17 protein-coding genes are annotated in these 24,539 nt (G+C 59.9%); 5 read left to right on the top strand and 12 right to left on the bottom strand.

The window, feature by feature from the left end:
• Nucleotides 1-114: 114 nt before the first annotated feature.
• The 9 genes from gltB to AC4ANE_RS02090 all read right to left on the bottom strand — a co-directional run bounded on the left by gltB (nt 115) and on the right by AC4ANE_RS02090 (nt 13,247).
• On the bottom strand, nt 115-4,560 hold the full coding sequence (gene gltB, locus AC4ANE_RS02130) for a glutamate synthase large subunit (protein WP_002551660.1): 4,446 nt from the start codon (nt 4,558-4,560) through the stop codon (nt 115-117).
• A gap of 360 nt (nt 4,561-4,920) precedes the next feature.
• Nucleotides 4,921-6,534: an SPOR domain-containing protein gene (locus AC4ANE_RS02125; protein WP_002551659.1), complete on the bottom strand. Its 1,614-nt coding sequence runs from the start codon at nt 6,532-6,534 to the stop codon at nt 4,921-4,923.
• 10 nt (nt 6,535-6,544) lie between these two features.
• Nucleotides 6,545-7,648 (bottom strand): 3-dehydroquinate synthase, encoded by a 1,104-nt coding sequence (gene aroB / locus AC4ANE_RS02120; protein WP_460408681.1) that lies wholly within the window; start codon nt 7,646-7,648, stop codon nt 6,545-6,547.
• 115 nt (nt 7,649-7,763) lie between these two features.
• A complete protein-coding gene (gene aroK, locus AC4ANE_RS02115; RefSeq protein ID WP_002551657.1) occupies nt 7,764-8,282 on the bottom strand; it encodes a shikimate kinase AroK in 519 nt (172 codons plus the stop codon).
• 4 nt (nt 8,283-8,286) lie between these two features.
• Nucleotides 8,287-10,392, bottom strand: coding sequence for a type IV pilus secretin PilQ (locus tag AC4ANE_RS02110; protein WP_002551656.1), 2,106 nt, complete (start codon nt 10,390-10,392; stop codon nt 8,287-8,289).
• A 47-nt stretch (nt 10,393-10,439) separates the two neighbouring features.
• Nucleotides 10,440-10,967, bottom strand: coding sequence for a type 4a pilus biogenesis lipoprotein PilP (pilP, locus tag AC4ANE_RS02105; RefSeq protein WP_002551655.1), 528 nt, complete (start codon nt 10,965-10,967; stop codon nt 10,440-10,442).
• Complete coding sequence (pilO, locus tag AC4ANE_RS02100) at nt 10,964-11,587, bottom strand: type 4a pilus biogenesis protein PilO (RefSeq protein ID WP_002551654.1); 624 nt, start codon at nt 11,585-11,587, stop codon at nt 10,964-10,966. The genes pilP and pilO overlap by 4 nt, the downstream gene beginning before the upstream one ends.
• Nucleotides 11,584-12,183, bottom strand: a complete 600-nt coding sequence (locus tag AC4ANE_RS02095; protein WP_002551653.1) for a PilN domain-containing protein — start codon at nt 12,181-12,183, stop codon at nt 11,584-11,586. Before AC4ANE_RS02095 ends, pilO begins: the two co-directional genes overlap by 4 nt.
• On the bottom strand, nt 12,183-13,247 hold the full coding sequence (locus tag AC4ANE_RS02090) for a pilus assembly protein PilM (RefSeq protein WP_002551652.1): 1,065 nt from the start codon (nt 13,245-13,247) through the stop codon (nt 12,183-12,185). The genes AC4ANE_RS02095 and AC4ANE_RS02090 overlap by 1 nt, the downstream gene beginning before the upstream one ends.
• A gap of 209 nt (nt 13,248-13,456) precedes the next feature.
• On the opposite strand from AC4ANE_RS02090, the gene AC4ANE_RS02085 reads away from it, so the two are divergent.
• A complete protein-coding gene (locus AC4ANE_RS02085; RefSeq protein ID WP_369812045.1) occupies nt 13,457-15,898 on the top strand; it encodes a penicillin-binding protein 1A in 2,442 nt (813 codons plus the stop codon).
• Nucleotides 15,899-16,170: 272 nt separating this feature from the next.
• On the opposite strand, the gene AC4ANE_RS02080 is transcribed toward AC4ANE_RS02085, so the two are convergent.
• From AC4ANE_RS02080 to rpmE, 3 genes are all read right to left on the bottom strand, one after another.
• A complete protein-coding gene (locus AC4ANE_RS02080; RefSeq protein WP_002551650.1) occupies nt 16,171-17,439 on the bottom strand; it encodes a malic enzyme-like NAD(P)-binding protein in 1,269 nt (422 codons plus the stop codon).
• Between the two features lie 182 nt (nt 17,440-17,621).
• Complete coding sequence (locus AC4ANE_RS02075; RefSeq protein WP_002551649.1) at nt 17,622-18,425, bottom strand: thermonuclease family protein; 804 nt, start codon at nt 18,423-18,425, stop codon at nt 17,622-17,624.
• Nucleotides 18,426-18,438: 13 nt separating this feature from the next.
• Nucleotides 18,439-18,660 carry a 50S ribosomal protein L31 gene (gene rpmE / locus AC4ANE_RS02070; protein WP_002551648.1) on the bottom strand — a complete coding sequence of 74 codons (222 nt, stop codon included), beginning with the start codon at nt 18,658-18,660 and terminating at the stop codon, nt 18,439-18,441.
• A 169-nt stretch (nt 18,661-18,829) separates the two neighbouring features.
• Between rpmE and AC4ANE_RS02065 the strand changes: the two genes are divergently transcribed.
• The 4 genes from AC4ANE_RS02065 to hslV all read left to right on the top strand — a co-directional run bounded on the left by AC4ANE_RS02065 (nt 18,830) and on the right by hslV (nt 24,487).
• A complete protein-coding gene (locus AC4ANE_RS02065; protein WP_002551647.1) occupies nt 18,830-21,049 on the top strand; it encodes a primosomal protein N' in 2,220 nt (739 codons plus the stop codon).
• 97 nt (nt 21,050-21,146) lie between these two features.
• Nucleotides 21,147-22,883, top strand: a complete 1,737-nt coding sequence (gene argS / locus AC4ANE_RS02060) for an arginine--tRNA ligase (protein ID WP_002551646.1) — start codon at nt 21,147-21,149, stop codon at nt 22,881-22,883.
• 1 nt (nt 22,884) lies between these two features.
• On the top strand, nt 22,885-23,580 hold the full coding sequence (locus AC4ANE_RS02055) for an SPOR domain-containing protein (RefSeq protein WP_002551645.1): 696 nt from the start codon (nt 22,885-22,887) through the stop codon (nt 23,578-23,580).
• A 376-nt stretch (nt 23,581-23,956) separates the two neighbouring features.
• Nucleotides 23,957-24,487 (top strand): ATP-dependent protease subunit HslV, encoded by a 531-nt coding sequence (gene hslV / locus AC4ANE_RS02050; RefSeq protein ID WP_002551644.1) that lies wholly within the window; start codon nt 23,957-23,959, stop codon nt 24,485-24,487.
• Nucleotides 24,488-24,539 lie beyond the last annotated feature (52 nt).

The raw sequence follows: 24,539 nt of genomic DNA, 5'->3' as shown, positions 1-24,539 counted from the left end.
GCCTCTTTACGGCAGCTTCAGGTTACAAGCCTGAAGCTGCAAAAAATCGTGATCGCAGGCAATTAGCGCACTGCCGTTGGCTTGCGGTTTGAAGCTCACCGCTAGCAGCTGCTTTTATTGCGGATTCGCCCGAGTGCTGGAGAGCAGCGATTTCAGGTTGGCAGCCTTGGGCTTGACCAGCCAGAAACGACGCAGGTAGTCGTCCAGGTTTTCCGCAAGATTGCGGCCCCATTCGCTGTCGGTTTCAGCCACGTACTCGTTGAGAACGCTCTGCAAGTGTGTGCGATAGGCTTCCATCGACTCGCCGCTGATGCGCTGGATCTCGACCAGCTCATGGTTGACCAGGTCAACGAAGGTGTTGTCCTGGTCGAGCACGTAAGCGAAACCGCCCGTCATACCGGAACCGAAGTTGTAGCCGGTCTTGCCCAGTACGCAGACGAAACCACCGGTCATGTATTCGCAGCAGTGATCACCAGTGCCTTCCACAACGGTGTGGGCACCCGAGTTACGCACCGCGAAACGCTCGCCCGCCGTGCCCGCCGCAAACAGCTTGCCGCCGGTTGCGCCGTACAGGCAGGTGTTGCCGATGATCGCGCTCTCGTTGGTCTTGAACGGGCTGCCCTTTGGCGGCACGATCACCAGCTTGCCAGCGGTCATGCCCTTGCCGACGTAGTCGTTGGCATCGCCTTCCAGATACATGTTCAGGCCACCGGCGTTCCACACTCCGAAGCTCTGACCGGCAGTGCCTTTGAAGCGGAAAGTGATCGGTGCCTTGTTCATGCCCTGGTTGCCGTGCAATCGGGCGATTTCACCGGAAATCCGTGCGCCAATGGAACGGTCGCAGTTGCAGATGTCCAGTTCATACTCGCCACCGCTGAGCGATTCAATGGCCGGCTTGGCCATCTCCACCATCTGCTCGGCCAACAGACCCTTGTCGAACGGCGGGTTGCGATCCACCAGGCTGAACTGAGGCTTGTCAGCCGGAATGTGGTCGCTGCCCAGCAACGGTGTCAGGTCCAGATGCTGCTGCTTCTCGGTTTCGCCCGGCAGGATATCCAGCAGGTCGGTACGGCCGATCAGTTCTTCCAGCGAACGGACACCCAGTCTGGCCAGCCACTCACGGGTTTCTTCAGCCACGTAGGTGAAGAAGTTGATCACCATGTCGACGGTGCCGATGTAGTGGTCCTTGCGCAGCTTTTCGTTCTGAGTGGCAACGCCGGTAGCGCAGTTGTTCAGGTGGCAGATACGCAGGTATTTGCAGCCCAGCGCGATCATCGGCGCGGTGCCGAAACCGAAGCTTTCAGCACCGAGAATGGCCGCCTTGATCACGTCCAGTCCGGTTTTCAGGCCACCGTCGGTCTGCACCCGGACCTTGCCGCGCAGGTCGTTGCCGCGCAGGGTCTGATGAGTTTCGGCCAGACCCAGCTCCCACGGCGCGCCAGCGTACTTGATCGAGGTCAGCGGCGATGCGCCGGTGCCACCGTCGTAACCGGAAATGGTGATCAGGTCGGCATAGGCCTTGGCCACGCCAGCGGCAATGGTGCCAACGCCCGCTTCTGCCACCAGCTTGACCGAAACCAGCGCCGCCGGGTTGACCTGTTTCAAGTCAAAAATCAGCTGCGACAAGTCTTCGATGGAATAGATGTCGTGGTGCGGAGGCGGCGAAATCAGCGTCACGCCCGGTACGGCATAGCGCAGCTTGGCGATCAGGCCATTGACCTTGCCACCCGGCAGCTGCCCGCCCTCGCCTGGCTTGGCACCCTGTGCAACCTTGATTTGCAGCACATCGGCATTGACCAGGTATTCGGGCGTTACACCAAAGCGGCCCGTGGCGATCTGCTTGATCTTGGAGCTGCGGATGGTGCCGTAACGCGCAGGATCTTCGCCGCCTTCACCGGAGTTGGAACGCGCGCCCAGGCGGTTCATTGCCTCAGCCAGCGCTTCGTGAGCCTCCGGCGACAAGGCACCCAGAGAAATACCGGCCGAATCGAAGCGCTTGAGGATTTCGCTCAGCGGCTCGATTTCGTCGATGCTCAGCGGCTGGTCAAGCGTTTTGACCTGTAGCAGGTCGCGAATCATCGACACCGGACGCTGGTCTACCAGCGAGGTGTATTCCTTGAACTTGCTGTAGTCGCCCTGCTGCACGGCGGCTTGCAGGGTGCTGACCACGTCCGGGTTGTAGGCATGGTATTCGCCACCAAACACGAACTTGAGCAGACCGCCTTGCTGGATCGGCTTGCGCGTGCTCCAGGCTTCGGCTGCCAGCGCTTTCTGTTCGGCTTCAATATCGACGAAACGCGCGCCTTTCAGGCGGCTCGGCACACCGCGGAAACTGGTGTCGCAAACCTCCTCGGACAGACCGATGGCTTCAAACAACTGCGCGCCACGGTAGGACGCAACGGTCGAGATACCCATCTTCGACAGGATCTTGAGCAGGCCCTTGGTGATGCCTTTGCGGTAGTTCTTGAAGACTTCGTACAGATCGCCCAGCACTTCGCCAGTACGGATCAGATCGCCCAGCACTTCATAGGCCAGGAACGGATAGACCGCCGACGCGCCGAAGCCGATCAATACGGCGAAATGATGCGGGTCACGCGCGGTTGCGGTTTCGACCAGGATGTTGCTGTCGCAGCGCAGGCCCTGTTCGGTCAGACGGTGGTGAACCGCGCCGACCGCCAGCGAAGCATGCACCGGCAGTTTGCCCGGTGCGATGTGTCGGTCGCTCAGCACGATCAGGGTACGACCGGCACGCACGGCCTCTTCGGCCTGATCGGCAACGCTGCGCACAGCGGCTTCAAGACCCAGGCTTTCATCGTAGTTCAGGTCAATGATGTGGCGTTCGAAGCCCGGACGCTCCAGGTTCATCAGCGAACGCCATTTGGCTGGCGAAATGACCGGCGAACTAAGGATTACGCGTGAGGCGTGCTCTGGCGATTCCTGGAAGATATTGCGCTCGGCACCGAGGCAGATTTCCAGCGACATGACGATGGCTTCACGCAGCGGGTCGATCGGCGGGTTGGTGACCTGCGCGAACTGCTGGCGGAAGTAATCGTAGGGCGAACGCACACGACGCGACAGCACCGCCATCGGCGTGTCGTCACCCATCGAGCCCACAGCTTCCTGTCCCTGTTCACCCAGCGGGCGCAGCACCTGATCGCGTTCTTCGAACGTGACCTGATACATCTTCATGTACTGCTTGAGCTGCTCGCTGTCATAAAAAGCCGAGCCGTGGTCGTTGTCTTCCATGGTGGCCTGAATGCGCAGGGCATTCTTGCGCAGCCATTGCTTGTACGGATGACGCGACTTGAGACGGTTGTCGATGGCGTCGGTGTCGAGGATCTGACCGGTTTCAGTGTCCACGGCAAAGATCTGCCCAGGACCGACGCGGCCCTTGGCGATAACGTCTTCAGGCTTGTAGTCCCACACGCCGATTTCCGACGCCAGGGTGATGTAGCCGTTCTTGGTCGTGACCCAGCGCGCCGGGCGCAGGCCATTGCGGTCGAGCAGGCAGACGGCATGACGACCTTCGGTCATCACGATGCCGGCCGGGCCGTCCCACGGCTCCATGTGCATGGAGTTGTATTCATAGAAGGCGCGTAGATCCGGGTCCATGGTCTCGACGTTCTGCCACGCAGGCGGAATGATCATGCGCACGCCACGGAACAGGTCGATGCCGCCGGTCACCATCAGCTCAAGCATGTTGTCCATGCTCGATGAGTCCGAACCCACGCGGTTGACCAGCGGGCCCAGCTCGTCCAGATCCATCAGATCGTTGGTAAACTTGGTGCGACGCGCCTGTGCCCAGTTGCGGTTGCCGGTGATGGTGTTGATCTCGCCGTTGTGGGCAAGAAAGCGGAACGGCTGCGCCAGCGGCCATTTCGGCAGGGTATTGGTGGAAAAGCGCTGGTGGAACACGCAAATGGCAGTCTGCAGACGCTCGTCGCTCAGGTCCGGGAAGAAGGCCGTGAGATCGGCCGGCATCATCAGGCCTTTATAAATGATGGTCTTGTGCGAAAAGCTGCAGATGTAATGATCGGTATCTGCGGCGTTGGACACTGACGAACGGCGGCGCGCGCTGAACAGCTTGATGGCGAATTCCTGATCGCTCAGGCCTTCACCACCAATGTACACCTGCTCGATTTTCGGCAGGCGCTCCAGTGCCAGACGGCCAAGGACGCTGGTATCGATCGGCACCTGACGCCAGCCGACCAGTTCCAGGCCCTCGGCGAGGATCTCGCGGTTCATGTTTTCGCGTGCGGCGTCCGCCTTGGCGTCGTCCTGATTAAGGAACACCATGCCCACAGCATATTGGCGGGGCAGATCGGCACCGAAGTGCTCTTTGGCCATCGCACGCAAGAAGCCATCGGGCTTCTGAATCAACAGACCGCAACCGTCACCGGTCTTGCCGTCGGCGTTGATGCCGCCACGGTGGGTCATGCAGGTCAGGGCCTGAACGGCCGTCTGCAACAGGTGATGACTGGGCTCGCCCTGCATATGAGCGATCAGGCCGAAGCCGCAGTTATCCTTGAATTCATCTGGTTGGTACAGACCTGCTTTCATAGACACTTTCTCACCAGGCTGCCTCTATGCGAGGCAAATTTCCTTTTAATTCAACCAATTACCTGTCACGCCGAACGTACGCCAGCTTCGGACAGGCAAAACGGAGGTCATTGTACACAGCGACACAAGGGCTAACAAATTTAACGACGACTGGTTGATAATTAATGTCGCAATTATGAAAGTTTTAAAACGGGTCGCTGTGCTAGTCAAAGCATTTCTTCAAGTATCTGACTGACGCGACGGGAGACTGTAAAGCGCTTGTAACGCAGACGCCGCAAGGCGCGCACCAATCAGGTGGCGCGCTTTGCGGGTTAAGTCAGGCTGGCTGGGTGAAGCGGCCCGGATAAGGCCGCTGCGACTTCAGCGACTGGCACCAAGCTCTTGTTGGACGCTGGCGACAGTACGGGGCCAAGGTTTACCAGCCTGAACCTTGGCTGGCAATACTTTGATGGCTGCCAGGGCGGCAGCACGGTCAGGAAAGTTGCCATACGTGATGACGTACAGCGGCTTGCCCTGCAGGGTTTTCTTGAAATAACGGTACTCGCCACCTTGCTCTGCGATGTAGGCCTGAGCGGTCGCTTCGGAGCTGGTGCCCAGAATCTGTACCACATAATGGCCTGGCGCCTGACTGCTGTACCAATTGCTACCGGCAGCCGGTTTGGCGGCTGCTGGCGCAGGTTTTTCCGCAGGCTTGGCAGCCGGGGCCGGAGCTGGCTTGGCTGTGGCGACCTGAGCAGGCGCAGGTGCAGGCGCTGGCTTGGCGGCTGGGGCAGGAATAGACGAGGGTGGCGTCTGGGCGGCAGCCTGACCGGCAGGCACGCCCGCAGGCGGCGCAGTGGTGGTCACGGTCGGCGGCTGGGCAGGAGAACCTGTCGGCACCGCGTCTTCGTCGGAATCACTCGACCCGGCCGCTTCAGCCAGCGGGCCGCGCATCACCGGTTGCGAGTTGCCATTCATCGGCAGCGGCATCGGCTGGGAATTGCCCGCGAACTCGATGGCCGGGCTACCGTTGTTCGATTGCTGAGCAGTTGGCTTGCCCTCGCCCAGCGGCAATTGCGCCTGAGCAGAAGCAGGGGCATTGGCTGGTGTGCCCGTTTTGTCACCGCGACCCGGGATCAGCACTGCTGCTGCCACGGCCACTATGACGACGGCACCCAAGGCCAATACGTGTTTTTTCGGCATGTTGAACCCCACACTTGGACGCTTGACCGCGGAACGACTCGCGATCATCGCCTCGATCATTGAATCGCGGGCTACCTGGTTGATTGCCCCAGGCCAGCCATCGGACTGTTCATGAATATCGGTGATCTGGTCGGCAGTGAACAACGCGATTCCTTGCCCTGCACCCTCCAGACGCTGAGCCAGATACTCTCGGGTTTCCTCTTCCGTATAGGGTTGCAGCTCGATGACGTGAAAGCGTTCGCCTTCGACATCGCCCTGCAGGTCGGCACACATCTGATCGAGACGATCGAGCAGCGATGGCTCTCCGAACAGGAATACATGCGGACGCCCTTCAGGCGTTCCCGCAGCAAGACCCAGCAACGCTTCGAGCGCCGAATCGCCCAGTTGTTCCGCGTCGTCAACCAGCAAGTAGACTTCCTGGCCGGTCAGCCCGAGCTGCACGACCTGCGACAGGATCGCCTGCATTTCAGCCTGGGCAACGCTCAGCGCCTGGGCAACCTGCTGCAGCACACCTGCCGCATCGCCAGCGCCGCGTGCAGAAACCACAACGCTTTGCACAGACTGCTTGTTGGTGCTTGCTACCAGCGCCTGACGCAGCAGGGTCTTGCCGCTGCCCTGCGGCCCGGTCACTGCCAGCAACAACTGGCTGTAACGCGCCAGATGATGAAGCTGACCCAGTACAGGCTTGCGCTGGGCAGGAAAGAATTTGAAGCCAGGTACCCGCGCTGCAAAGGGGTCATGACTCAACTGATAATGGCCGAGGAAGGCCTCGTCGGCATGCAAACTAGTCATGGGTTTTCCGTTAACCTCTAAGCTGATCCACCAGGGCGCGATAGTCCGCAACCAGAGTGGCCTGTAATACTTCTTTTGGATAATCGTCCGTGATAACCGCTTCACCCATCTGGCGCAACAGCACCAGACGCAAGCGACCGTCGATGACTTTCTTGTCGATCGCCATGTGTTCGAGGAAATTGTCTTCCGTCATGTCCTGTGGTGGCACCACCGGCAGCCCGGCGCGCTGAAACAGGCGAATACCGCGATCCCGATCCTGCGTGCTGATCCAGCCCAGACGCGAGGACATTTCCAGCGCCATGACCGTACCGGCAGCTACCGCCTCGCCATGCAGCCAGACACCATAGCCCATATGCGTCTCGATGGCGTGACCGAATGTGTGACCCAGGTTCAATGTGGCGCGAACACCGGACTCACGCTCGTCGGCGCCGACCACCAGCGCCTTGGCCGCACAGGAGCGTTCGATGGCCACGGTCAGCGCCGCCTGATCCAGCCCGCGCAGCGCGTCGACGTGCTCTTCAAGCCAGGTCAGAAACGGCTCGTCGCAGATCAGGCCGTACTTGATGACCTCTGCCAGCCCGGCGGACAGTTCACGCTCGGGCAGGGTGTTGAGCGAGGTGGTATCGATCAGCACGACGCTCGGCTGATAGAAGGCCCCCACCATGTTCTTGCCCAACGGATGATTGATGCCGGTCTTGCCGCCCACCGAGGAGTCCACTTGGGACAGCAACGTGGTGGGGATCTGGATGAAATTCACGCCGCGCTGATAACAGGCGGCAGCAAACCCGGCCATGTCGCCAATCACACCGCCACCCAGGGCGATGACCGTGGTGCGGCGGCCATGACGAGCGGTCAGCAGGCCATCGAAAATGGTCTGCAGGGTTTCCCAGTTCTTGAACGCCTCGCCATCGGGCAGAACAATCGGAAGAACGTTGTAACCGGCCAGGGTCTGCGTCAGACGCTCCAGATACAGAGGTGCCACTGTCGTGTTGGAAACGATAGCCACCTGACGCCCGACGATATGCGGGGTCAGGAGCTCTGGCTGATCCAGAAGGCCTTCGCCAATATGGATCGGGTAGCTACGCTCACCAAGCTCGACCTTAAGTGTCTGCATGTGTCCCCACATTGATTACCGGTTGGACGGTTTGTGCTTCAGCAGGTCATGACGCAAGGCCATGCACCGTCGCTGTTTTGCTGGTCGACGAGAATAGCGCATTTTCGCCTGCGCTTTAACGGGGAGGAAGCTCTGCAAGGCGCGCCAATATCTCGAGAACCACCATTCGGGGTGGCCGCTCATCGGTTTCAATCACCACGTCGGCGATTTCCCGATAAAGCGGGTCGCGGATAGCCAGCAATTCACTGAGCACCCGGGCCGGATCAGCGGTACGCAACAAAGGACGATTTCGGTCACGCGCGGTGCGCCCGACCTGCTGTTCTATGGAAGCATGCAGATACACCACGCGCCCACCGGCACGCAACGCCTGACGGTTTTCACCGCGCATGACCGCACCGCCACCGGTGGCCAGAACCAGGCCATCGGCTTCGCACAGCTCGGCAATCATGGCCTGCTCGCGCTCACGGAAACCCGGCTCGCCTTCCTTGTCGAAGATCCACGGGATATTGGCGCCCGTGCGCAACTCGATTTCCTTGTCGGAATCCTTGAACGGCAGTCGCAACTCTTTGGCAAGCAAACGGCCGATGGTGCTTTTGCCAGCACCCATCGGCCCCACAAGTATTAAATTTCGCACAAAATCAACGACTCACAGAAATCGCCTGGTTGTTCATGATACGCGGAGTCAAAAATACCAACAGCTCGGATTTGGACTCGGATACCACATCGCGCCTGAAAAGCCGGCCAAGATACGGTACATCGCCAAGAAATGGCACTTTATCGACAACTTTACTTTGCGTATTTGAGAACACACCACCAATGACGATGGTTTCGCCATCGGAAATCAGCACTTTGGCGTTGACCTCGTTTTTCTTGATCGGTGGTACACCAAGCAACGCATTCAGGTAGTCCGGCTCATCCTTGGTGACCTTGACCTCCATGATGATGCGGTTATCCGGCGTGATCTGTGGCGTTACCTCAAGCGACAGCGAGGCCTCCTTGAAGCTCACAGTGGTTGCACCGCTGGAGCTGGATTCCTGATACGGAATCTCGGTGCCCTTGAGGATCTTGGCGGTTTCCTTGTCGGAAGTGACTACCTTGGGCTGGGAGACGATTTCACCGTTACCGGTCTTCTCCATCGCGCTCAGCTCAAGGTCCAGCAACGTATTGTTGGTGACGAAGCCCAGGCCAATGCCGGAGGTTGCGCCAGATGCGCCCATATCGACAAACGGCACGTTGGAGGTCACGTTGCTGCCAGTGTTACTTGCCTCATCGCCATTATTATCAAGGCCATAGGTTGTCCATTTTCCATTGCCGCTGGTGTTGGTCGAGCCGCCCCAGCGCACACCCAGTTGCTTGTTGTAATCGACGTTGGCCTCGACGATGCGCGCCTCGATCATCACCTGACGCACCGGAATGTCCAGTTGCGAGACGATGCGACGCAGTTCGTCGAGCCGGTCCTGGGTTTGATAGGCAATGATGTTGTTGGTCCGGTCGTCCACAGTGATCGAGCCACGCTCGTCGGTCTTGGACTCGGCGCTGGTCACCGACTGGAACAGCTTGGCGATATCGGCAGCCTTGGCGTAATTGACCTGCAACAATTCACGACGCAGGGGCGCCAGCTCGGCGATCTGCTTGAGCGATTCAAGCTCCTGACGCTCGCGGGCAGCAATTTCATCGGCGGGCGCGACCAGCAGAACGCTGCCGACCTTGCGCTTGTCCAGGCCCTTGGTTTTCAGCACCAGGTCCAGCGCCTGATCCCATGGCACGTTCTGCAGACGCAGGGTAATACCGCCCTGAACCGTGTCGCTGGCTACCAGATTGAGGTTGGTGAAGTCGGCAATCAGTTGCAGCACCGAGCGTACGTCGATGTCCTGGAAGTTCAGCGACAGCTTTTCACCGGTGTACACCGGTTTGTCAGCGGCGCGGCGGTCCAGATCCTCATTGGTCAACGGCCGTACACTGATGGTCAGCTTGTTTTCGGTCTGGAACGCCGAGTAGTCGAAGGCACCCGACGGTTCGATCAGGATACTGGCCTTGTCGCCCGTAGCCGACGCACTGACAAACTGCACCGGCGTGGCGAAGTCCTTGACGTCCAGCCGCACGCGCAGCGGTTCGGGCAGTTGGGTCTTGGCGAAGTCGACGCGAATCTTGCCGCCCTGCTCCTGAATATCCGGGGCAATGCCGGGGTTGCTCAAATCTATGATCACATTGCCTTCACCCAGCTCGCCGCGCTGGAAATCGACATTCCTGATGGCCTTGACGCCCGCGGGGATAAACGGTCTGGCAGATGCCGGAGTGGGTGGCGGCACCGCTACCCGTTGCGCGCCCATCGCGGTGGTTGGCTGGGAAGCCTGCGCAGCGGCTGCGCCCTGACCGATAACCACGTAAAGGTTGTTGCCGTCGACGCGGGAGCTGTAGGGCGAAAGCGTGGTCAGGTTGATGATTACCCGCGTGCGGTCCTGAGCCTGTACAACGACCACGCTGCGTGCGTTACCGTTACCGAGTTCTCGGCTTTTGGTCGCCAACTGACTGGTCACGCCCGGCAGGTCCAGCGCAATACGCGCAGGTTGCGCCGTGGTGTAACCGCGCGGCGCAGGCACCGGCGAGTCGAATGCCAGCTTGAGCTCGATGCGATCACCCGGCAGGGCGGCGACATCCAGAGTCTTTAGGTTGGCAGCCTGGAGAACCGGCGAAAGCATCGCGATGCATAACGACACGCCGATAATCGAGAAAATCCGGGTCATGATCAATTTCCGTTGAGCGCTACTGTGCATACTTGGTCTTGCCCACTTCATGAGCGTTCTTTGAGGGCGATAGTGCGCGGCCTTTCCAGCCAGGCCCCCTCTCCATCAGGAACAATTTCAATGACATCTACCTGCGCATCACCGATTGACACTACCCGGCCGTTGTTACGGCCCAGGTAATCTCCCACCTTGACGCGATGAACGCCTCCCGCACCGCGCAGCAGGGCAAATGTCCCTGACTCGTTGCCAATCGTGCCGACCATCTCGAACGACTCGATATTGAACCCTTCCAGGAACTGCCTGACCCGGTGCTCGTCCGGTGCTACCAGCCGCGAGCCCTTCTGGCGGTTGAGCAGGTCGATCTTGACCGGAGGCTGAAAAGGACTGCGCAGCGTAGAGGCGTTGTAGGTGAACGCTTCATACGGACGAAACTTCGGCAGGGCCTCGATAGTGCCGCTCGGGCGCGCTCTGGCCTGATCCATGAACGCCGACAGGTCGGCAAAATCATTGTCATTACCGCAACCGGCCAACCCTGTCATAACCACACTGACGCACAGCAATCGCGCCGCCCTCATTTCTTCAGCCCTTCATCGTTGTAGCGGTAGGTCTTGGCCAGAATGCTCATGCGCAACTTGGTCGGCACCTTCGGGTCGACCGGTTTGATCTCGAAATCATGCAGCGTGACGATGCGCGGCAGGCTGGCGACACCGCTGACGAAGGTCGCCAAGTCGTGATAACCACCGACTACCGTGATCTGTATCGGCAGCTCGATGTAGAACTGCTGGACCGCCTCGGGCAGCAGCTTGATTTCCTCGAACTCAAGCCCGCTTCCCAGCCCGGTCCGGGTTATATCCTCAAGCAAGCCAGGCACTTCGGTGTCGCTGGGCAATTGCCGCAGCAGAGCACCGAAGGTGTTTTCCATTTCTTCCATCTGCTTCTTGTAAGGCTCAAGGTTGGCAGCCTGGAAGGCCTTGTTGGAAAACTGCTCCTTGAGCGTCACTTCACTGTTCTGTGCGCTTTCCAGCTGGGTTTCCAGGTCCTGGATAAAGAAGAAGTAGCCCAGTGCGAAAATCAGTACCGCGACCAGCACGCCGGCAATGGCCTTGACCGCTGCGGGCCAGGAACCCAGGTTGTTCAGGTCCAGCTCGCTCAGGTCAACCTTGCGAAGCCCTTCCAGCCATTCAGACATATTCATGGCTTGGCTCCTGTAGCGGGCGTGGTTGCGGCAGGTGCAGCCGCGGCAACCGGCGGCTGGGTCTGACGCACTGTCAACTGAAAGACGTTGGCCTGATCCACAGCCCCTGCAGTCGTGGCCTTCACTTCAGTCAGGCTCGGCGCTTCCAGCCAGTCAGAGGCTTCAAGGTTGCGCATCAGGTCGGAAACCCGGTTATTCGATTCGGCAACGCCACTGATGGCAATCAGCTTGTCGGTCATTTTGACCTGCGAGAAATAAACGCCATCCGGAAGAGTGCGCGCCAGTTGATCGAATACACGCCCCGTGATCGGGCGGTTGCCTTGCAGGTCCTGAATGATCTTCATGCGCTCAAGTAACTGTTTGCGACGCGCCTTCAGGTCGCTGATCTCCTTGATGCGTATATCGAGCTGAGCGATCTGCGTCTGCACAAACGCGTTGCGCGCCATCTGATGCTCAATGGCGTTGCTGACGTAACGATCAATCAGAAACAGAATACCGACTGACACCACCAACACGCCGACCAGTGCGGTCAGGAAGCGTTTTTTTCGTTCTTCGCGAAGCTCTTCGCGCCACGGTAATAAGTTGATCCGCGCCATCAGTCGAAGCTCCTCAACGCCAGACCGCACGCGATCATCAACGCGGGAGCGTCACTGGCCAGCGCCCCGGCATTGACCTTGGAGCTCAGGGCCATGTCGGCAAACGGGTTGGCGACCATCGTCGGGGTGCCAATGCGTCGTTGAATCAAATGCTCCAGCCCTGAAATCGAAGCCGTGCCGCCTGCCAGCATGATGTGATCCACGGAGTTGTATTGACCGGCCGCAAAGAAGAACTGCAAAGAACGAGAGACCTGCTGCACCAACGCATCCTTGAAGGGGTCCAGCACCTCGCTGACATAGTCGTCGGGCAACCCGCCCTGCTTCTTGGCAAGCCCGGCCTCCTCCATGGAAAGCCCATAGCGGCGCTGGATTTCGTCAGTCAGCTGGCGGCCACCAAACAGTTGCTCGCGGGTATAGATGATCCGGCCATGATGCAGCACGCTGAGGGTGGTCATGGTGGCACCGATATCGACCACCGCCACGGTAAGCTCGTCATGACCGTTACCCAGTTGCGCAGCCAGCAGGCCGAACGAGCGCTCCAGGGCATAGGCCTCGACGTCCACCACGCGCGCGGTCAGCCCGGCCAGAGCCAGCGCCGCCTCACGCACTTCGACATTCTCTTTGCGGCAGGCAGCCAGCAATACTTCGACGCGTTCGGGATTGCGCACCGAGTAGCCCTGCACTTCGAAATCGATGGCGACTTCTTCCAGCGGATAAGGGATGTACTGATCAGCCTCAAGCTTGAGCTGGTTTTCCATGTCGTCGTCGGAAAGACCGGCGTCCATTTCAATCGTCTTGGTGATCACGGCGGAACCGGCTACGGCGACCGCCACGATCTTGACGCTGGTCTTGGCCTTGGCGAGCACGCGAGACAGCGCCTGACCAACCCCTTCGAGCTCGGCAATATTCTTTTCGACGACAGCGTTGGCCGGCAACGGCTCGACTGCGTAAGACTCGACCTTGTAACGAGTGCCGGAACGACTCAATTCCAGGAGTTTTACCGAGGTGGAGCTAATATCGATCCCTAGAAGGGTGTTGGCCTTCTTACTGAAGAGTTCGAACACAACCTGATTCCTATGAGTTTCCGCCACTTACGGAGTTATTTCGGGCCAACGTCACTGTCGACAGCCTTGACAGTAGCGCAAATCACGCTCGTAGACGAAAAATGCTTATAATGCCCAGCGATTTTTTCATTTAAGAAAGCCTCAAGGCGTGTTCATTTGTAAATGCCTGCGCTTAACCCATTATTTTTTCTGGAAATCCAAAAGCCTTGATACGCCTGCTGAAGTTTTTCTGGTGGTCCCTCGTCGCGGTATTCTGCTCGCTGTTGCTTGGCCTGAGTGGCGCGTTTCTCTACCTGAGCCCGACCCTGCCATCGGTTGAAGCGCTGCGAAGCATTCAACTGCAAATCCCCCTGCGCGTATTCAGCAGCGACGGCAAGCTGATTGCCGAGTTTGGCGAAATGCGCCGCACGCCGATTCGCTTCGCGGAAATTCCGCCCAACTTCATCAACGCCCTGCTATCGGCCGAAGACGACAACTTCGCCAACCACTATGGCGTCGACCCGAGCAGCCTGATGCGCGCTGCCACACAACTGGTAAAAAGCGGCCATATTCAGTCAGGCGGCAGTACCATCACCATGCAGGTCGCGAAAAACTTCTTCCTGACCAGCGAAAGAAGCTTTTCACGCAAAACCACCGAGATTCTGTTGGCCTTGCAAATCGAGCGCCAACTTACCAAAGACGAGATTCTCGAGCTGTACGTCAACAAGATTTATCTGGGTAACCGCGCCTACGGAATCGAAGCCGCGGCGCAAGTCTACTATGGCAAATCGATTCGCGATGTAAGCCTTGCGCAAATGGCCATGATTGCCGGTCTGCCCAAGGCGCCGTCACGCTTCAACCCGCTGGCCAACCCGACCCGCGCCAAGGAACGCCGCGACTGGATCCTCGGCCGCATGTATCGCCTGGGCAAGATTGACCAGACTGCTTACCAGACAGCCTTGAACGAACCACTCAACGCCAGTTATCACGTGCCAACCCCGGAAGTGAACGCGCCGTACATTGCTGAAATGGCACGCGCCGAAATGGTCGGCCGTTACGGCAGCGAGGCCTATACAGAGGGCTTCCGCGTCACTACCACGGTGCCGAGCGACCTTCAGGAGCACGCCAACAAGTCCATCCAGCAGGGCCTGATCGATTACGACCAGCGCCACGGCTATCGCGGCCCGGAAAGCCGCTTCCCGGGCATGACCCGCGCCAACTGGGTACAGGAACTGACCAAACAACGCATGATCAACGGCCTCGAGCCCGGCATCGTGACCCAGGTCGACAAGACCGGCTTGCGCGTGCTGACCCGCAACGGCGAGAAGGAAGAAACCGTCGACTGGGCCACCATGAAGTGGGCGCGGCCTTACCTGAATACCAACAGTCTGGGGGCAAATCCGAAGCAGCCAGGCGATGTTGCCAAGGTGGGCGACCTTGTTCGCCTGTTGCGCCAGGGCGACGGCTCGCTGAAATTCAGTCAAATTCCCGTCGCGCAGAGCGCCCTGGTCTCGCTTGACCCGCAAAACGGCGCCATTCGTGCGCTGGTCGGCGGCTTCGCTTTCGAGCAGAGCAACTACAACCGCGCCATGCAGGCCAAGCGTCAGCCGGGCTCAAGCTTCAAACCGTTCATCTACAGCGCTGCACTGGATAACGGTTACACCGCCTCCAGTCTGGTGAACGACGCACCTATCGTGTTTGTCGACGAGTATCTGGACAAGGTATGGCGTCCGAAAAATGACACCAACACCTTCCTTGGCCCGATCCGCCTGCGCGAGGCGCTGTACAAGTCTCGCAACCTGGTATCGATCCGCCTGCTCCAGGCCCTCGGTATCGACAGCACCATCGACTACATCACCCGCTTTGGCTTCTCCAAGCAAGACTTGCCGCGCAACCTGTCGCTGGCACTGGGCACGGCTACATTGACCCCGATGGAAATCGCCACTGGCTGGGCCACCTTTGCCAATGGCGGTTACAAGGTCAGTCCTTATCTGATCCAGACCATCGAGAACCGTGACGGGCAGACCCTGTTTGTGGCCAATCCGCCAAGCGTTCCGGCCAACGACGTCAATACTGCGCCCAACACGTCGACCTTTGCCGTGCATGACAGCCCGAGCGTGATCGCAGGCCCACCAGGGACACCGGCCCAGCCGCAAGCGCCCGCCGTTGCAGAGCGCGTTGTGGATGGCCGCACGACCTACATTCTGAACAGCATGCTGCAGGACGTAATCAAGCGCGGCACCGGGCGGCGCGCTCTGTCGATGAACCGGCCGGATATCGCCGGCAAGACCGGTACGACCAACGATTCCAAGGATGCGTGGTTCTCCGGTTACAACGCGGACTATGTGACAACTGTCTGGAGCGGCTTCGATCAGCCTGAAAGCCTTGGTCGTCATGAATTTGGCGGTACGGTCTCCCTGCCGATCTGGATGGACTACATGAGCGCTGCACTCAAGGACAAGCCACCGCATCAGCAGGCAGAACCGCCGGGCATCCTCAGCCTGCGTGTAGACCCGTTGAGCGGGCGCGCTGCCACACCTAGCACGCCGAACGCGTTCTTCGAACTGTTCAAAAGCGAAGACACACCGCCAAGCGTCAACGAACTGGGCGGCAGCAGCGCACCGGGCAGCCCGTTGCCAGCGGATGAGTCAGCACCGATCGATTTGTTCTGATAGCACTGCGCAGGTAGGTGACGCAGAGCGTCACCCAAGGCATTCCCACGCTGGAGCGTGAGGAACGATGATCCCCACTATCGTGCGACGCTCCGCGTCGCATGCCGTTCTGGACGCTCCGCGTCCTCTTTTGATTCAGCGGCGCTGCGCAGATTTGTGATGCAGAGCGTCACCCAGGGCATTCACACGCCGGCGCGTGAGGAACGATAATCTCAATTCCAGGCATAAAAAAACCCCTGCATCGCTGCAGGGGTTTTTTATTGCATCAAGGATCAGCCCTTGAACACATCGTCCACGCTGGTCAGCGGGTAGTGCTTCGGATACGGCAGGGTGGCAACACCGCTCTCGATGGCTGCCTTGGCAACTGCATCGGCGATCAAGCCGAGCAGGCGGGTGTCCATTGGTTTCGGGATGATGTACTCACGACCGAATTCCAGTTTGATGCCGCCGTAGGCATCGCTGACTTCCTGAGGAACAGGCAGTTTGGCCAGTTCGCGCAGGGCGTTGGCTGCAGCGATCTTCATTTCTTCGTTGATACGCTTGGCGCGAACGTCCAGAGCACCGCGGAAGATGAACGGGAAGCCCAGAACGTTGTTGACCTGGTTCGGGTAATCCGAACGGCCGGTCGCCATGATCACATCGCTACGGGTGGCGTGAGCCAGCTCCGGGGAGATCTCCGGGTCCGGGTTCGAGCAGGCGAACACGATCGGGTCCTTGGCCATCAGCTTGAGGTTTTCAGCGCTCAACAGATTAGGACCTGACAGGCCCACGAATACGTCAGCGCCATCCAGCGCATCGGTCAGCGAGCGTTTCTCGGTCGCGTGAGCGAACACAGCCTTGTACTGGTTCAGGTCGGTACGGCCAGAGTGAATGACGCCGGTACGGTCGACCATGAAGATGTTTTCGATCTTCGCGCCCATGCTCACCAGCAGCTTCATGCAGGAGATGGCTGCAGCGCCAGCGCCCAGGCAGACGATCTTCGCGGAATCGAGGGTTTTACCGACAATTTCCAGTGCGTTGATCATGCCGGCAGCAGTCACGATAGCGGTGCCGTGCTGGTCATCGTGGAAAACCGGGATGTCGCACTGTTCGATCAGTGCCTTCTCGATTTCAAAGCATTCAGGTGCCTTGATGTCTTCCAGATTGATACCACCGAAGGTGATGGAGATACGCTTTACGGTGTCGATGAACGCCTGCGGGCTTTCGGAATCGACTTCGATATCGAAAACGTCGATACCGGCGAAACGCTTGAACAGAACCCCTTTACCTTCCATGACCGGCTTGGAGGCCAATGGGCCCAGATCGCCGAGGCCGAGAATAGCGGTGCCATCGGAAATAACTGCTACCAGGTTGCCTTTGCCGGTGTACTTGTAAGCCAGCTCGGGGTCACGGGCAATTTCACGCACGGGTTCAGCAACGCCAGGGCTGTAGGCCAGAGCCAGGTCACGAGCGGTTGCAGTCGGCTTGGTGAGTTCGACGCTCAGCTTCCCCGGACGAGGATTGGCATGGTATTCGAGCGCGGCAGTTTTCAAATCTGACATGTATTGGATTCCGCTTTTTTACTGTGGGACAGACGGACCGCCGAGGATACGCAAGATGCATAGTCCTAACAAGACTGACCAGTCACTGCTGTCAATAGGCACAGGATTAGACTTTACGCTTAGATGCCTGAAACGTGAACAACCGGCCACCCATCACCAGACAACTGGCCAAAAGGCAGTATCTATCGACCTGACGGGCTCAGCATCGCGGGGTGGGTCAGTGGCAGCAGCCAGCGTGCCTGCCCTGATTTCAGAGCACCGCGCCGGGACCGATCGACCACCCAGCCGCGCGCCTCGACCTGCCGGCCCTTGAGGCGCTCCAGCATTGCCGTGTCGAATGAGTTCACGTTAGCCGGGGCAACACGCAGGACCAGCGAGCCTTGCAACTCGATCCAGATACCGCCGCGATTGCGCTGCACGCTCTTGACCTGACCGGACACAATCGCAAAGCCGCTTTTGCTCAGCCTGGTCGAGGGCTGAACCGGCGAGTCGCGCCACACACCCAATTGCGCCTGCCGCGCCGCACCTTCGGCAACTTGCTGGCAATCGACCAGCGCAACGTTAGGCGCAACGGCCACCAGATACCCCAGCCCTTCGCTGAGCAACTGCGCCTCAAGGTTTGCCCCCTTGCGATCGTAAACGTTGGCCAGAGTACGACCGTAATGGTCCTTGCCCTGCTGGCCGACACGCAAACCGACCTGACCGCCGCTTTCATCCACCAGTGCCTGCAAACGTCTTTTCGCAGCCTCGGCAAACGGCTCGGCAGACTGGCCTTTCTTGCCGGTTTCAGGCGTGTTGAGCCCAATCATCCGCACGCTGCGGCCATCGCTCAGACGCAGCGTGTCGCCATCAACCACGCGCTGCACCTGTGCAACCGGCAACGAAGCAGGTGCCGGGCAGAAGGCCTGCGCGCCGGACACCCAAATCGCGGGCACAAAAAAGACGCCCACAAGGAGCGCCTTTTCAAGCAGCCTGGAGATGCCCATGGGGCAGCCAGTCTTACTTCGCTTTGGTAGCGCCGAACGCACCGAAACGGGATTTGAACTTGTCGACACGGCCGCCAACGTCAAGCGTCTTCTGCTTGCCGGTGTAGAACGGGTGGCACTCGTTGCACACGTCCAGGCTCAGCGGAGCGGCCAGGGTGGAACGGGTCTTGATGACATTGCCGCAGCTGCAGGTAGCGTCAATGGCTTCGTAAACTGGATGGATATCAGCTTTCATCGGTACTTCCTCGGTCTAACGCGCCGCCATCCAACACTATTGTTGAATACCGCACGGAAATAGGCTGCGGATAGTACCAGACAATTGCAACGACGCAAGCGAACCTTCACACCGGTCGTCTGCTAAGATCGCGCCTCCGTCATCACTCATCATCACAGGGAAACACCGCGTGCCCGACGCCATCCTGCGCCTTGCCCTGCCCTCGCCGCTTCGCCGCCTGTTCGACTACCGCGCTCCTGCGGGCGTGTCGCGTAGCGCCTTGCAGCCTGGCATGCGTCTGCGGGTGCCATTCGGGCGACGGGAAATGATCGGCATTCTGGTGGAAGTGGTCGATCACAGCGAAGTGCCTGCCGACAAGCTCAAACCGGCCATCGCCCTGCTCGACAGCGAAGCGCCATTGCCGCCCGCGCTGTTCAAGCTGTGCCTGTGGACCTCGCAGTATTATCAGCACAGCCTGGGCGACACGCTGAGCTGGGCCTTGCCGGTGTTGCTGCGTCAGGGCGAACTGGCCGAAAGTCGCCAGGAACGCTTCTGGCACGTTGCACCGGGCGCCAGCGTCGGCGACCCGCGCATCGCGCGAGCGCCCAAGCAACGCGAAGCGCTGACCACCCTCGCCCAGCACCCGCATGGCGTGGCGCATCAGTTGCTGAGCAAGCTGATGCTTAATAAAGACAGCCTCAACCTGCTGCTGGCCAAGGAGCTGGTGTATGTCGAGGTTCGCAGCCACGCACCCAGCGCACGCCATGAACACTGGCTGGCCCAGCCTGAATTGCCGCTCAACACCGAGCAACGCGCTGCCTACGAAGCCATCCGTGCCGGGTTCGACAGCTTTCATGCGTTTTTGCTGGCTGGCGTCACTGGCAGTGGCAAGACTGAAGTCTATCTGCAACTGATCCGCGAAACGCTTGAGGCCGGCAAACAGGCGCTGGTGCTGATTCCGGAAATCAACCTGGGGCCACAAACCCTGACGCGTTTCGAACAGCGCTTCAATGCCCGCATCGCGCTGCTGCATTCGGCAGTCAACGACCGCGAACGACTGGATGCCTGGCTGGCGGCTCGCGATGGCGAAGCCGACATTATTATCGGCACGCGCTCGGCACTGTTCACGCCGATGAAGAACCCCGGCCTGATCATCATCGACGAAGAACACGACGGCTCCTATAAACAGCAGGAAGGTCTGCGCTATCACGCCCGTGATCTGGCCCTGGTGCGGGCGCGTCAGGAAAACATTCCGATTGTCCTGGGCTCGGCCACCCCGTCCCTGGAAAGCCTGCACAACGCCTACACCGGCCGCTACGGCCTGTTACGCCTGAACCAGCGTGCAGGCGGTGCGCAACAGCCGCGTTTCATGCGCCTGGACGTCAAAAGCAGGCCACTGGACAGCGGCATTTCCGGGCCGATGCAGCAGGCTATCGGCCAGACGCTTGCGGCAGGTCAGCAGGTGCTGGTCTTCCTCAACCGTCGCGGCTTCGCACCCACCTTGTTGTGCCACGACTGCGGCTGGATGTCTGGCTGCCAGCGCTGTGATGCGCGCATGACCGTGCACCAGCGCTCGGGCGAGCTACGCTGCCATCACTGCGGGTATGTCGAACGTGTACCGCGCCAGTGCCCGTCCTGCGGCAAGGTGGATTTGCGCCCGGTAGGCGCGGGCACCGAACGTGCCGAAGAGCGCCTGGCGATCCTGTTTCCGGACTTTCCCGTGCTGCGCGTGGATCGCGACAGCACCTCGCGCAAGGACGCCATGAATCAGTTATTCGCGACCATCCAGCGCGGCCAGCCCTGCATTCTGGTGGGTACGCAAATGCTCGCCAAAGGGCATCACTTCCCACGGGTAACGCTGGTGTCGATCCTGGATGCCGACGGCGGGCTGTTTTCCGGTGACTTCCGGGCCAGCGAGCGCATGGCGCAGTTGATCGTGCAGGTTGCAGGTCGTGCCGGCCGCGCGGAAGAGCCGGGCAAGGTGATCATCCAGACCCACCTGGCCGACCATCCACTGCTGATCCAGCTGACCGAGCAGGGTTATTTCGCCTTTGCCGAACAGGCCTTGAGCGAGCGCCGTTCGGCGGGTCTGCCACCGTTTTCACACCTCGCACTGCTGCGCGCCGAAGCGCACAAGCCGGGACAGGCCGAGGCCTTTCTCGATCAAGCCTGCAGTGACGCCGAGCAACTGGTTGCGCAAATGGGCCTGGGCGGCATCGAGCTGCTGGGCCCGGTTCCGGCACCGATGGAACGCCGCGCCGGGCGTTATCGTGCGCAACTGCTGGTGCAGTCCAGCGCACGCGCGCCACTGCACAAATTGCTTGCCACTTGGTTGCTCGCGCTGGAGCAAATGCCCAGCGGACGACAGGTCAGATGGTCGCTGGATGTGGACCCGGTGGATCTTTATTAAGCCACGCCGTTGGCAAGCAGGCTTGAGCAACGGATAATGCAGAGTTTTTCCACCCGCGCATCAAAGCGCCACCGCGCTTGCGGTCGAAGAGAGCACAATGAAAGACACCATTCGCCAGCTGGTTCAACAAGCCCTGACCCGTCTCGTCACCGAGGGCGTCTTGCCAGAAGGGCTGACGCCGGCGATTCAGGTGGAAAACGCCCGCGACAAGACGCACGGCGACTTCGCCAGCAATATCGCGATGATGCTCGCCAAGCCTGCCGGGATGAAGCCGCGGGACCTGGCTGAAAAGCTGATCGCCGCCCTGCCTGCCGACGAGCAGGTCAGCAAGGTCGAAATTGCCGGCCCGGGCTTTCTGAACTTCTTCCAGAACACTGCGGCGCTGGCCGCACGCCTCGACGCTGCACTGGCCGACGCGCACCTGTCAGTCCGCAAGGCGGGCGCTGTACAGCGCGTGGTCGTCGATCTGTCGGCACCGAATCTGGCCAAGGAAATGCACGTTGGCCATTTGCGCTCGACCATTATTGGCGACGGCGTGGCGAACGTTCTGACGTTTTTAGGCGACACAGTCATTCGCCAGAACCATGTGGGCGACTGGGGCACCCAGTTCGGCATGCTGCTGGCCTATCTACAGGAAAAACCGGCGACCAGCGACGAGCTGTCCGACCTGGAAAACTTCTACCGCGCCGCCAAGCAGCGCTTTGACGAATCCGAAGAGTTCGCCGAGCGGGCGCGAGGCCTGGTGGTCAAGTTGCAGGCAGGCGATGCCGAGTGTCTGGCCCTGTGGACACGCTTCAAGGACATCTCGCTGTCGCACTGCCAGGAAACCTACGAGCGCCTCAACGTCAAGCTGACCCCGGCAGATGTGATGGGCGAAAGTGCCTACAACGATGACCTGGCCAACGTGGTCAACGATCTGAAAGCCACTGGCCTGCTGGTCGAGAGCAACGGCGCGCAATGTGTGTTCCTCGAAGAATTCCGTACCGCCGATGACACGCCTCTGCCGGTGATCGTGCAGAAGGCCGGTGGCGGCTACCTGTACGCCACCACCGATCTGGCCGCCATCCGCTACCGCAGCAAAGTGCTCAAGGCTGACCGCGTGCTGTATTTCGTCGACCAGCGTCAGGCCCTGCACTTCCAGCAGGTGTTCGAAGTCGCTCGCCGCGCCGGTTTCGTCCACGACGGCATGCAGCTGGAACACATGGGTTTTGGCACCATGAACGGCGCCGATGGCCGCCCGTTCAAGACCCGCGACGGCGGCACGGTCAAACTCATCGACCTGCTCGATGAAGCCGAAGAACGTGCATACACGCTGGTGAAGGAAAAGAATCCGGAAGTCGCTGAAGCAGAATTGCGCAGCATTGCCAAGGCCGTGGGCATCAGTGCGGTGAAATACGCCGACCTGTCCAAGCACCGCGCCAGCGATTACAGCTTCAACTTCGATCAGATGCTCAGTTTCGAGGGCAACACCGCGCCCTACCTGCTGTACGCCTACACCCGTGTGGCGGGCGTGTTCCGCAAGCTGGGCAGCGCGTTTGACGCCAGCAAGGGCCAGATTGTCCTCGCAGCGCCGCAGGAACAGGAACTGGCCGCACGTCTGGCGCAATTCACCGAAACACTGAACAACGTCGCAGAAAAAGGCACACCGCACGTACTTTGTGCTTACCTGTATGACCTTGCGGGTCTGTTTTCGAGCTTTTACGAAAACTGCCCGATCCTTGGTGCGGAAAATCCCGATCAGCAGCAAAGCCGTCTGCGTCTGGCTGCCCTGACCGGCCGCACCCTCAAGCAAGGCCTGGACCTGTTGGGTCTGGAAACTCTGGAGCGTATGTAAGTTGGCAGTTGCGAAGAAGAAACCGGCACCCAAGCGGGGCGCCAGCCGTTATCAGGCACCCGCGAAGAAGCCGATTCCAGGATGGTTGTGGCTGGCGATTGGCTTGACCGTGGGCGCGTTCGTGGTCTTTCTGATGAAGCTTGAACCGGGCGGCGAAGACGTCAAGCGGGTCAAGGCGGACGCCAAGGCCGCGAAGATCGCCGAGGCGAATAAAACACCACCGAGCCCGACGGCTCCGGTCAAGCCGAAGTACGACTTCTACACATTGCTGCCGGAATCGGAAGTGATCGTGCCGAACGAAGCCGTGCCGGAGAAGACCCCGCCGCCTGTGGCACCCACAGCACCGGTCTCGCCGGAGCAGGCAGCCAAGATCGACACGGCACGTGCCCAGGCAGCCCTCAGCGGCTTGACGCCTCCGCCAGCGCCACCGGTTGCCACGACCAAGCCGGCAGCAGTCACGACGTTCTTCCTGCAGGCGGGCTCGTTCCGCAAACAGGCTGACGCCGAGAAAGTCCGCGCGCAGATCATCCTGCTGGGCCAGACGTCTACCGTCGAGTCAGGCACTGTGAAAGATGAAACCTGGTACCGCGTACTGGTCGGCCCGTTCAGCAACCGCGAACAACTGACCACCGCCCAGAAACAACTGGCAAGCGGTGGATTTAGTAACCTGTTGTTGCAACAGCGTCAGAGCCGTTAGTCAAAGCCCCTCTGTTTCCGTGCTCATCGCGATGTTTCGATGAGTACAAAGAACGGAGCTTCTGCCCGCTCGTCGTAGGAGCGGACTTGTCCGCGATCTGCCGGGAACCGGCAGCAAAACCAGCCGCATCGGTTTATCAGGCGCAGCCGAGGCAGCCTATTCTGGGGCCGCTTCGCAGCCCGTCGCGGACAAGTCCGCTCCCACAAAAGCAGGGAGATCGCGGACAAACGAAGCGTCGTCCGGTCCGCTTAAAGGGTTGGGACAAGAATCATACGATCATTTCCCCCCGATTTACCCCCAAGGTTGAAATACTCACCCACACCCCCATATGAGTTTGCATCAGGGCATTTTCGCCCCGCAGTGTGGAGACTCTACCTTGACCACCATCGTTTCAGTGCGCCGCCACGGTAAAGTCGTCATGGCTGGCGACGGCCAGGTTTCTCTGGGCAACACCGTCATGAAAGGCAACGCCAAGAAGGTGCGCCGTCTTTATCACGGCGAAGTAATCGCCGGGTTCGCTGGCGCAACCGCCGATGCATTCACGCTGTTCGAACGCTTTGAAGCCCAGCTGGAAAAACACCAGGGCCATCTGGTTCGTGCAGCTGTCGAGCTGGCCAAGGACTGGCGTACCGATCGCTCGCTGAGCCGTCTTGAAGCAATGCTGGCCGTCGCCAACAAGGACGCCTCGCTGATCATCACCGGCAACGGCGATGTGGTCGAGCCCGAGGACGGCCTGATCGCCATGGGCTCCGGCGGCGCATTTGCTCAGGCCGCCGCACGCGCCCTGCTGCTCAAGACCGACCTGTCGGCACGCGAAATCGCCGAGACCTCGTTGCATATCGCTGGCGACATTTGCGTGTTCACCAACCACAACATCACCATTGAGGAGCAGGACCTCGTCGGCTAAGCCCTTGCCGGGCCGCACAGTCTGCGGCCCCTTCGGCTTGACCGTACCAGAG

Source organism: Pseudomonas sp. Pme6b, assembly GCF_058129925.1.
The sequence above is the reverse complement of the archived record's forward strand: the minus strand, read 5'-3'. Positions and strand labels throughout refer to the sequence as shown.

Excerpts from the sequence above, each read along its gene's own strand:
- gltB (WP_002551660.1), bottom strand. The coding sequence starts at position 4,560 with ATGAAAGCAGGTCTGTACCAACCAGATGAATTCAAGGATAACTGCGGC.
- AC4ANE_RS02125 (WP_002551659.1), bottom strand. The coding sequence starts at position 6,534 with ATGACTAGTTTGCATGCCGACGAGGCCTTCCTCGGCCATTATCAGTTG.
- aroB (WP_460408681.1), bottom strand. The coding sequence starts at position 7,648 with ATGCAGACACTTAAGGTCGAGCTTGGTGAGCGTAGCTACCCGATCCAT.
- AC4ANE_RS02110 (WP_002551656.1), bottom strand. The coding sequence starts at position 10,392 with ATGACCCGGATTTTCTCGATTATCGGCGTGTCGTTATGCATCGCGATG.
- pilP (WP_002551655.1), bottom strand. The coding sequence starts at position 10,967 with ATGAGGGCGGCGCGATTGCTGTGCGTCAGTGTGGTTATGACAGGGTTG.
- pilO (WP_002551654.1), bottom strand. The coding sequence starts at position 11,587 with ATGAATATGTCTGAATGGCTGGAAGGGCTTCGCAAGGTTGACCTGAGC.
- AC4ANE_RS02095 (WP_002551653.1), bottom strand. The coding sequence starts at position 12,183 with ATGGCGCGGATCAACTTATTACCGTGGCGCGAAGAGCTTCGCGAAGAA.
- AC4ANE_RS02080 (WP_002551650.1), bottom strand. The coding sequence starts at position 17,439 with ATGTCAGATTTGAAAACTGCCGCGCTCGAATACCATGCCAATCCTCGT.
- AC4ANE_RS02075 (WP_002551649.1), bottom strand. The coding sequence starts at position 18,425 with ATGGGCATCTCCAGGCTGCTTGAAAAGGCGCTCCTTGTGGGCGTCTTT.
- rpmE (WP_002551648.1), bottom strand. The coding sequence starts at position 18,660 with ATGAAAGCTGATATCCATCCAGTTTACGAAGCCATTGACGCTACCTGC.
- argS (WP_002551646.1), top strand. The coding sequence starts at position 21,147 with ATGAAAGACACCATTCGCCAGCTGGTTCAACAAGCCCTGACCCGTCTC.